This window comes from Psychrobacter sp. 4Dc, assembly GCF_002836715.1.
Lineage (GTDB): Bacteria > Pseudomonadota > Gammaproteobacteria > Pseudomonadales > Moraxellaceae > Psychrobacter.
The window spans coordinates 19,553-30,386 of record NZ_PJAT01000100.1; the positions used below are offsets into that span (position 1 = coordinate 19,553).

Sequence of the window (10,834 nt, forward strand, 5' to 3'; positions counted from 1 at the left end):
CCATTACGCCACCGTTATCAACAGAATGTCAGATATAAACTATTCTAACCCTTCCATCTTACGCAATTCCTTACGTAGGATTTTGCCAACGTTCGACTTTGGTAATTCGTCAACGAACTGTATATGACGTGGGCGCTTATAGCCAGTCAGTTGTTTCTTGCCATATTCTAGTAGCTCTTTTTCAGTCACGTTGCCTTTTTTGACCACAAACAGCTTTGGCTCTTCGCCGCGATCATCGTTTGGAACACCAATAGCACCGCATTCTACGACTGCTGGATGTTCACTCATCGCCTCTTCAATTTCATTTGGATAAACGTTGAAACCAGAGACTAAAATCATGTCTTTTTTGCGATCGACAATTTTGATAAAGCCTTTTTCGTCCATGATGCCGATATCGCCAGTTTTTAAGTAACCGCTAGTCGTAAAGGATTCTGCGGTTTCTTTCGGACGATTCTGGTAACCAATCATGACCTGTGGGCCTTTTACGCAGATTTCACCGCGATCGCCCATGGCTACTATATTTTCGTCATCATCAATGAGCACAATATCCGTACTAGGCGCAGGAATACCGATTTTTCCGGTAAATTCTGCAATAGTCATCGGATTAAATGCTACGACAGGTGAGGTCTCAGACAAGCCGTAACCTTCAACGATAGGCAGGCCTGTGATTTTATGCCATTCCTTCGCTACGCTAGGTAATACTGACATACCGCCGCCGATAGATGCTTTTAGATTAGAAAAGTCCAAATCAGCAAAGTTATCTTTGTGTACTAAGCCGTTAAACAAAGTATTCACGGCAGGGATAAACGCCGGCTTGTATTTAGCCATCTCTTTGATAAGCCCATCAAGATCGCGCGGATTCGGAATGAGTAGCGAGGCATAACCTTGGTACATGCTACACATACCGCAGACCATAAATGAGAATACATGATATAGCGGCAGTGCGGTCAAAATCACATCTCTACCATCTATATCATCATCAAATGCACTGTTCATCAGCGCACTGACCTGTAGCATGTTGGCGACTAGATTACCATGAGACAGCATTGCGCCTTTCGCTACTCCTGTCGTACCACCGGTATATTGCAGCAAGGCCACATCGCTTAAGTTCAACTCAGGGCGCTGGTACTTACTGGCTGACTCAGCATTTAAGGCATGCTTAAAACTCACGCTATTCGGTATGCTATAAGCAGGAATCATCTTTTTGACATGGCGAGCCACGAGGTTGACCACGGCTCCTTTAATCGTACCTAGCATATCGCCAATGGTACACACGACTACATGCTCTACCTGACCTTTGTCTTCGGCATCTTGATACGTCTTGGCAAAGTTTTCAACAATAAATAGTGCTTTAGCACCACTGTCATGCAACTGATGTGATAGCTCACGGCTGGTGTATAGAGGGTTTACATTGACCAACACCATCCCTGCACGAATGATACCCAAAGCGACCACTGGATACTGCAAGACGTTGGGCATCATTACCCCAACTTTATCGCCTGCGACCAGTCCTATTGACTGCAAATAGCTAGCAATCTGTCGGCTATATAGATCTAATTGCTTAAAAGTCATCGATGAGCCCATGCAGATATAGGCAGGTTTTTGGCCATAACGGCTAAAATTACGCTCGAACACATCCAGTAAAGAGGTATTGTCTTCTGGCATCTCGATAGTAGCATCGATGCTATAGCGCTCATAAGCGCTCAGCCACGGACTATCGCTATCGATGGTCGGCATAGTAGGAAACGCATTGCTTTGATAGACATCGTTGGTAGTATTGGCTTTATCATCAGTTGCAGCGCTATTATCTGTCGTTTTTTTATTAATATTATCCGTCATAATTTTCCCTAAATGTTACTGTTAAAAACATTGAATATGCTAATGGAAACACCATTTTTTATGATTATCGCTGACAGCAGAAGCTTATGAATAAGAAATAGATAAGTATGATCGGGTTTATCATTCATAAGCTTTGCAATTAAAGGACGACACTAAGTCCATGATAAATAATACTACTCAGCACGACCAAGTCGAGAACGATATTTACTACCATGATTTCGCCTGTTGTTTTGAGCAAAACCAGTACGATTTTTTGGACAAAAACAAAAATACGTCGATGGGCACTATAGCAGTTTTAATAGATATTCTCTATTAATAGTAGCTGTCATCCGCAAATGTCAAAAGCGATAAAGACAAAAAAATGATAAGACAGCATGGTTTCAGCCTTATCATTTTTGGTTACTACTTTAGTTACTACAGCATCTAATCGTGCGTTACTTTCACATGTGTCTTTGGTTAATACACGCATCTATCAAACAACTTTCTAGGTACGTGTATCAGCAAATTAACCGTGGTTCTTTTCTTCAAGTACGCGTAGATCTTTACGCAAAATCTTACCAACATTCGATTTTGGTAGCTCATCAATAAATTCAACACGACGAGGACGTTTATAACCTGTTAAGTTCTCTTTGCCGTACTCAAGAACTTCGTCAGTGGTCAGACTTGGGTCGTTACGGACAACATAGATCTTAGGAATCTCACCACTTTTCTCGTCTTCGATACCGATGACGCCACATTCTAAAATCTTAGGATGGCCAGCCATAACTTCTTCGACTTCATTCGGATAAACGTTAAAACCAGACACCAAAATCATGTCTTTTTTGCGGTCAACGATGGTCACATATCCGTTGTCAGCCATGATACCGATATCACCAGTACGGAAGAATCCATCTGCTGTCATGACTTCGGCAGTAGCATCTTCGCGGTTCCAGTAGCCTTTCATGACCTGTGGGCCACGAACACTAATCTCACCGCGCTCACCAAGTGCTACTTCATTACCTGCATCATCCAAAATTGCCACATCTGTTGCTGGCATCGGTACACCAATGGTACCTGTGAATGTTGTGCTGTTGCTAGGGTTAGCGGTCGCGACTGGTGATGTTTCAGACAAGCCATAACCTTGAATAATAATATTACCTGTCACTTGGCGCCATTTTTCGGCTGTTGGGCTCAGTACCGCCATGCCACCACCCATCGACTGACGCAGCTTGCTATGATCCATCGCGATAAATTCTTCGTTATTGGCAAGTGCGTTAAACAACGTGTTGACCGCTGGGAAGAACGCTGGTGGATTGGCTTTATATGCTTTTAACAAGCTATCAAGATCACGTGGGTTTGGTACTAATAGCACCACACAACCGCGATACAGACCGAACATGCCACATACGGTAAATGAGAAAATATGATACATCGGCAATGCCGTCATAATCACAGGTTGCTCACCTCTTTGATCTAAATCATCAAAAGCGGTGCCCAAAAAGGTATTAGACTGAATTAAGTTTGCCACTAAGTTTTTGTGCGTTAGCATCGCACCTTTTGCCACACCCGTTGTACCACCGGTATACTGTAGGACGGCGATGTCATCAAGTGTGATATTGGTTGGGCGCTTATATTTGCTAGCCGTGACTTGCTTTAGTGCTGTTTTGAAGCTGATGCTATTAGAAATACTATAGTCTGGCACCATTTTTTTGACATGGCGGACGACCGTATTAACCATAAAGCCTTTGAGCGTACCCATCAAATCGCCCATACCCGTAATCACGACTTTATCGACCACATTGCGACCGATGTCTTGATAGGTTTTGGCAAAGTTTTCGACCATGATTAGCACTTTGGCTTCTGAATCAGTCAACTGATGCTCAAGCTCTCTGGTAGTGTACAGAGGGTTAACGTTAACTAAGGTAAAGCCTGCACGTAGTACAGCGATGACAGAGATTGGTAACTGCAAAATGTTGGGCATCATGACCGCAACTTTATCGCCTTTGACCAATCCTAATGACTGTAGATAAGCGGCCATTTGACGGCTGTATAAATCTACTTCCTGGAAGCTTAACGATGAACCCATGCAGATATAGGCAGTTTTATCAGCATTTTCAGCGAAGCTTTTTTCGAAAATATCGATAAGTGACGTATTGTCGGCTGGCAACTCAATGTCATACTCCAGACCAAGTTCTTCATACGTTTTTAGCCAAACTTTATCGTCACGACGGGTTAAGTTTCCTTGATTTTCCATAATCTTTTCTCTCCTAGTAATAATACATTACCGTCAACCCACGCCAATCACAGTGTGATAAATATACAAAACGTCAGAGTCTTGCCTATCGTTATGATAAAAAGCAAGGCTGCAACATATTTGTATAGTGCTGAGCGAACAATATAGCGGTAAATAGCCCTTTGTTCATTAACATACACACTTTATACATAGTACTCAATACAAAAGATTGCTATACCAGTTCTCAAATAGGCTTGACGCTCAATATCCCTATAAATATCAACATATTAGATTAAAAATATCAGTCAAGCTATTAGAAAATATGACCCTTAACTTCTGCTTCATAATGACCATCCCGACACGATATCTGTTCACTATTGGCTATTTTTTAGCGCACTCGCCAGCTCAGTTAACGTCACAAAGTTGCGACGAGTACCATCAGTATCGCTACTTGGTCTATCTGCGATACTACTTTTGGCAAGCTTAGTGCTATCACTGTACTGCCAATCATTAATATAATCGCTTTGAGTCAAGCGTTGACCGAACCCTGCTACTGCCATCGCAAACTGGGTATCGATACTGGCTTTGTTTAAAGCGTGGCTAGCTTTATTAATCGGTTGGCTAATCAGTTTGGAGCTACCACCTGTCGGTGCTTTATAACGAATCTTTAGATAGCCAAGCTCATTAGAATTCTGTTTACTACTCGAACTAGTACTAGCATTGCTGTCAGCATAACGGCGATCGCTATATAACCCTTTTTGTCTTTTTGGAGTTACCTCAAACAAAGCGATAACTGCCTTACCTGCCCCAAGCTCACCTGCATCAACTTTGTCATTATTGAAGTCTTCTTCAGCCAGTACGCGATTTTCATAACCAATCAAGCGCCACTCACTCACCACATCAGGATTAAACTCAACTTGGACTTTTACGTCTTTAGCGACGGTGTTAAATGTCGCAGCTAACTCATCCCCAAAGACTTTTTTTGCTTCAGTTAAGCTGTCAATATAGCTGTAATTTCCATTGCCGTTGTCCGCCATCTGTTCCATCATGTGATCATTCAGATTACCGCGACCAAAGCCAACGGTAGACAAAGAGATACCGCGATCGCGATTGGCTTTGACCAAATCAAGCATCTCATCGACGTCACTAATACCGACATTAAAATCGCCATCTGTTAACATCATGATTCGATTGATACCATTCTTTTTCAGTCCCTGCTCAGCTTGTCTATAGGCCAATTTCAGAGCACCTTCCCCATTGGTCGAGCCTGAGGCATTCAATCCATCGATCGCAGCCAATATTTTTGCTTTTTGGTCACCGCTGGTCGCAGGCAACGCCACACTAGTACTACCTGAATAGGTCACAATACTGATACTGTCTTGAGCGCGCATTTGCTCTGTCAACAGCTTAAGCGACGACTGTGCCAATGGCAGTTTATCGCGCGACGACATGGACCCTGAGACATCTACTAAAAATACGAGATTGGCAGGTGGCATAGATTGCTTATCCGTTTTTTGCGACCAGCTACTATCAACGGCTTTGATACCAACTTTGACGATTTTATTATCCTGATCTGCTCTATCCCAAGGCGAGTCCACTACCTCAGTTGATACAACAAATGGGGCACTACCTAAGCGTTTGCCATCATCAAATTGATAGTTAAAATAATTAATCAATTCCTCGACCCGTACGGCATTAACAGGTGGTATTTGACCCTCGTTTAAATAGCGGCGCACATTGGCGTAGCTGCCCGTATCGGTATCGATAGACAGGGTGGATACCGCCATATCCGTAGTTCGATGTACAGGATTGGCTGCGTTTTTTTGATAGTTGTCTTTTGCCTCTGGCGTGACTATGATGCTCGGTGATGGGCGTACGATACCTGTCTGTGCCGCAGAACGTATCATCATCTGTTGGCTGATGACTGATGGCCTCACACTGGGTGACGCCATGATAGACTCTGACATCACTGCTGCATCTTGATTGACTGTGCTGCTTGTCTCGGCTGGTAGCGTTTTGCTCATTTGTGAAGGGCTACAGGCTGTCAATCCTAGACTGGCTACAGCAGTAATCAATAGTACATTTCTAGTAGCGTTTTTCCCTAGGTGCTTACTTTCGTTTTTTAGCATTTTAGAGGCAGATATTTTAGATAAAGGGTCAAATGACATAACAGAAATTCCTTATTGTAAAATAGTTCAGTAGCGACTTGTCCGTGTCAATATATGGTTAACGCTATTTAAATAGGCACATAAGCACAACAGCTACCTTATTTAATCTATTAACTGTCATACTTTCAGTTATTAATTTTGCATTAAAACTATTCTGAACCTACTTTTTTTAGACTAATAATAGATAAAACATCCTAAATAAAAACGATTCAACCTTAAGACATTTATTAACCATATCAAAAACAAATATTAGATTTACTATACTTAACTTAATCTATAAAAGCTATGAATCACCATACTATAAAAGACCCTTATAAGTACTTGTCTTAAGCACGTCACGAGATGTCGTATATTCTGACATACGTCTTTTTAATTGGTGCAATATCCTTTACGATAGCACTATCCTATTTGTATGCTTGAACCAATTATCTATACCTATTAAAACTGATAAGTGAATCCTATTTTATGTCTGATGTTATTGATCATACGATCGCCCCAACTATTCCCAATGAGCCGATGGATACTCGTTCAGTCGCAGAGTTCACTGAGCAGGCCTATCTCAACTATGCCATGTACGTCATCATGGATCGGGCGCTGCCAAATATTGCTGACGGTCTAAAACCTGTCCAGCGTCGCATCGTCTATGCTATGAGCGAGCTTGGGCTAAAGTCCTCTGCTAAGGCGAAAAAATCCGCGCGTACGGTCGGTGACGTATTGGGTAAATACCATCCGCATGGTGATAGCGCTTGTTATGAAGCCATGGTACTGATGGCACAGCCGTTTAGTTATCGCTATCCGCTTATCACTGGTCAAGGTAACTGGGGTAGCCCAGATGATCCAAAATCTTTTGCCGCAATGCGTTATACCGAAGCTAAAATGTCGGCTTATGCCAATACGTTGCTCGCAGAATTGGGTCAAGGTACAGTCGACTGGCAAGATAACTTTGATGGTACGATGCAAGAGCCAACTACCCTACCTGCCCGCCTACCTAATATTTTATTAAACGGTACTACAGGTATCGCGGTTGGTATGGCAACGGATATTCCGCCGCATAACCTTAATGAAGTGGTACGCGCGGCCATTCGTCTGCTCAAAAACCCAGAGCTGTCGGTTAAGCAGCTCACCCAATCGATACCAGCACCTGATTTGCCAACGCCCGCTGAAATTATTACCAGTAAAAAAGACTTGCAGGCGATGTATGAGACTGGTCGCGGCAGCTATAAAATGCGCGCCACCTTTCATATTGACCCAAAAGAAAAAAATCTCGTCATCATCGATGCGCTTCCTTACCAAGTGTCAGGCAATAAGATTCAAGAGCAAATCGCTAAGCTCATGACGGATAAAAAGCTGCCTTGGATTACTGATATTCACGATGAATCAGATCATGAAAACGCTTGCCGTATCGTCTTAGAGCTAAAATCCACCCGCGTCGATGTGCAGCGAGTAATGAGCCATCTGTTTGCCAGTACTGATCTTGAAAGCAATTATCGCGTCAATATGAACATGATTGGCCTCAATGGTAAGCCGCAGGTCAAAAACCTCAAAGAAATCCTTGAAGAATGGCTCGTCTGTCGCCGCTCAGTGGTCACGCGCCGTTTGCAATATCGCCTCGATAAGATTGATAAGCGCTTGCATATCCTTGCAGGTTTGCTGATTGCTTATCTGAATATCGATGAAGTGATTCGCATCATTCGTGAAGAAGACGATCCAAAATTATCATTGATGCAAGACTATGACCTGACTGAGATACAAGCCAATGCTATCTTGGACATTCGTCTGCGTCAGCTCGCTAAACTAGAAGAGATTGAGCTGCGCCGCGAGCAAGATGAACTCGCTGCTGAGCGCGCTATTATTCAAGAGTACTTAGACAATCCAGATAGTCTAACCAATCTGATGATTGATGAGCTTACTGCCGATATGAAAGAACACGGTAATGAGCGTGTATCACCATTAGCAGAGCGTGAAGAAGCGCAAGCACTGAAAGAGTCAGACCTCGTACCAAGTGAGCCGGTCACTGCCATCTTATCGAAAGCGGGTTGGATTCGCGCAGCTAAAGGTCATGATGTCGATGCTGCTGGTATGAGTTACCGCTCAGGTGACAGCTATCAAGCGCACGTGCGCGGCAAATCAAACGAAAGGATTTACGTACTCGACAGTACAGGACGCAGCTATAGTATCGATGCGCATAATTTAGCATCTGCACGTGGTCAAGGTGATCCATTGACTAGCGTATTAAAGCCGCCAGCAGGCGCTAGCTTTGAGCAGCTACTAACGGGTGATAACGATCAACGTATTATTCTTGCTAGTTCAGCGGGTTATGGTTTTATCAATACCATTGGCAACCTCGATAGCAATCAAAAAGCTGGTAAAAACGTCATTAACCTAGCAACTGATAGTCGCTTGCTCCCTGTTGCACGTATCGACGTACCAGTAGAGACGGCTGCTAATACAGAAGGTGAAAATAGCAATGTGCGTGTGACACCTGATCATGTTGCCGTTGCGACCAATGCAGGATATCTACTGATATTTGCTCTTGATGATTTGCCTGAACAAGCTCGCGGTAAAGGGAACAAACTTATTAAACTGAAAGATGGCGAAGAGGTACTTGCTATCACACCACTTAGTCAGCAAGACAGCCTTGTCATTACTGCTGGCAAACGCCATGTGACACTCAAGCCAAATGATTTGGCTAACTATACGGGTGTTCGCGGTAATCGTGGTGGTCAGTTGCCAAGAGGCTTTCAGAATGTGACGAGTGTTGAAGTTGGGTGATTTTAGCTTGAGTAAGCTCGATTAATAGCCTAGTTGACGTATGGTGCGCCCCGTGCACCATTTTTAGAGATTATTATTATTTTAGTGTGTTGGGAGCACCATATAGCTAACCTATCCATGCTTATATTTTCTAAAATATATTATTGTAGGTTAGTTAAATTTTGACATAATCAGTATATTTAAAATCGAATTGAAATTAATTAAGTTTCAAGTAACTAAAATAAATTTATTTAACTTTTTGGGAGTATATTGTGAGTGAGCAACATGTTTACATTTATGTTAGAGAACGAGACCATGTAATAAGCGACGAACAAAAAGAAAAAGCGTTTTCGCTTTTTGACGAAAATATTATTGAGTGTGAACATGAACCCTATTTTGACGCAGTTGAAAATTTAGAACTAACCCATTCAAATGTTGTTATTACTAGCCCATTTATTATGACCGCTGGAGATTTTGTAGCAACCAATAGATTTTGGCAATTAGATGACAATGACAACGAAGAATTTGAAAGCGATATTAATGAAACCATATCTATTCGCCCAAAAATATTACAAGAATTAGAAAACATACTAGGTACTAAAGTTGCTGTTGTATGGGAGCATCGAGATTAGCAACCGTAGGCTGGGCTTTTACCATGCAACAACAAGAACTTTACCTCTTCACTACGTCAACACAACTTACTTTCATCAAAAAGCCGCCCATACACAGTATAGGCGGCTTTTCTACGCTACTCAAAATAGAGAAATTATTTAAGACTTATTAGATACAGCATCCTCAAAGATCGCTTTCAGGAAGCTTGTAATCTGAGTGCTTTTCATTAGATACGGATTAAAGTCAGCACCTGCCGAGAAGCTTTTTAGGGTATATGCTTCGTCTTCTGCACTGGATGTTAAATATTTTATTAAAAACCCATCCCACCTACGTTCTTCTATTTCCTCAATCTCACTGAGGTGGGGTACTAGGTAAGAGTACTCATTGATCAATTTTACTAGTATTTCATTGATAAGAGGTCTTGGACCTTCAATATTTTGAATAAAGTAATTGTCATTCACGACAAGCGCTGAGGTTACACCAATTTTTTCATTATTCCTTCGCCATTGCTCAAGCAGACGAGCCAACCCTATTCCATGATTACTGTCACTATTTCTGCCAATATACATTAGGCTGAGAATGATATGCTCGCCATGTCTTTTTCTATTTTCTAAAGGTTGGCTGGTAGTGATATGCATAAGAAACCTTATTTATAAAAAATTATCTAAATCAAAAGATACTTTATAGACGGCTTTTTTACGCCAATTAAAATAGATGACTCTTATGATATGTAAATGCTACTCACTTAAAACCTATCGGATTCAGCCACTTCAAATATCGCTGTCAAAAAGCTTTCAATCTGAGTACTTTTCATTAGATAAGGATTGAAGTCAAAACCTGCTGAGAAACTTTTTAAGGCATATTCTTCATCTTCGGCACTTTCCGTCAAATGCTTGGTTACGAACCCATCCCATCGAAGCGCTTCTATCTCTTTCACCTTGACAACATTAGGAACAACCTTGAAATGCTCATCAATTATCTTCGCTAGAGCAGCGTTGACCGCCGGTCTTGAGCCTTGAATATTTTGAACAAAGTAACCGTCATTGATCACAAGCGCTGCAACTAACCCACTTTCCTCAAAGTATCTTCGCCACTGTTCAAGAGCACGAGTCAACTCTATACCTGTTTTCATTTCAATATTTTTACCGATATACGTTAGGCTAATCAGCAGATGCTCGCCATGTCTTTTCCTATTTTCTGACGTTTGATTGGTCGTTATATACATAAGAAAATCCATTTATATAATAGGTAT

The 10,834-nt window shown here is 42.0% G+C and carries 7 protein-coding genes; 2 read left to right on the forward strand and 5 right to left on the reverse strand.

All coding sequences use genetic code 11. The annotated features are described in order from the left end of the window. Window positions 1-39: 39 nt before the first annotated feature. From CXF61_RS08455 to CXF61_RS08465, 3 genes are all read right to left on the reverse strand, one after another. Entirely contained in the window at window positions 40-1,839 is a 1,800-nt protein-coding gene (locus CXF61_RS08455) for an AMP-binding protein (RefSeq protein ID WP_165597889.1), read from the reverse strand. A 505-nt stretch (window positions 1,840-2,344) separates the two neighbouring features. Continuing rightward, window positions 2,345-4,072: an AMP-binding protein gene (locus CXF61_RS08460; RefSeq protein WP_165597890.1), complete on the reverse strand. Its 1,728-nt coding sequence runs from the start codon at window positions 4,070-4,072 to the stop codon at window positions 2,345-2,347. Window positions 4,073-4,425: 353 nt separating this feature from the next. Continuing rightward, window positions 4,426-6,219, reverse strand: coding sequence for a vWA domain-containing protein (locus tag CXF61_RS08465; protein WP_165597891.1), 1,794 nt, complete (start codon window positions 6,217-6,219; stop codon window positions 4,426-4,428). 465 nt (window positions 6,220-6,684) lie between these two features. On the opposite strand from CXF61_RS08465, the gene parC reads away from it, so the two are divergent. Continuing rightward, on the forward strand, window positions 6,685-8,991 hold the full coding sequence (parC, locus tag CXF61_RS08470; protein ID WP_165597892.1) for a DNA topoisomerase IV subunit A: 2,307 nt from the start codon (window positions 6,685-6,687) through the stop codon (window positions 8,989-8,991). Window positions 8,992-9,242: 251 nt separating this feature from the next. Beyond that, a complete protein-coding gene (locus tag CXF61_RS08475; RefSeq protein ID WP_165597893.1) occupies window positions 9,243-9,602 on the forward strand; it encodes a hypothetical protein in 360 nt (119 codons plus the stop codon). 138 nt (window positions 9,603-9,740) lie between these two features. Here CXF61_RS08475 and CXF61_RS08480 read toward each other — a convergent pair whose 3' ends face one another. Beyond that, window positions 9,741-10,220, reverse strand: a complete 480-nt coding sequence (locus CXF61_RS08480; protein ID WP_165597894.1) for a BLUF domain-containing protein — start codon at window positions 10,218-10,220, stop codon at window positions 9,741-9,743. Window positions 10,221-10,327: 107 nt separating this feature from the next. Further along, window positions 10,328-10,807 carry a BLUF domain-containing protein gene (locus CXF61_RS08485; RefSeq protein ID WP_193834204.1) on the reverse strand — a complete coding sequence of 160 codons (480 nt, stop codon included), beginning with the start codon at window positions 10,805-10,807 and terminating at the stop codon, window positions 10,328-10,330. Between the last annotated feature and the right edge of the window lie 27 nt (window positions 10,808-10,834).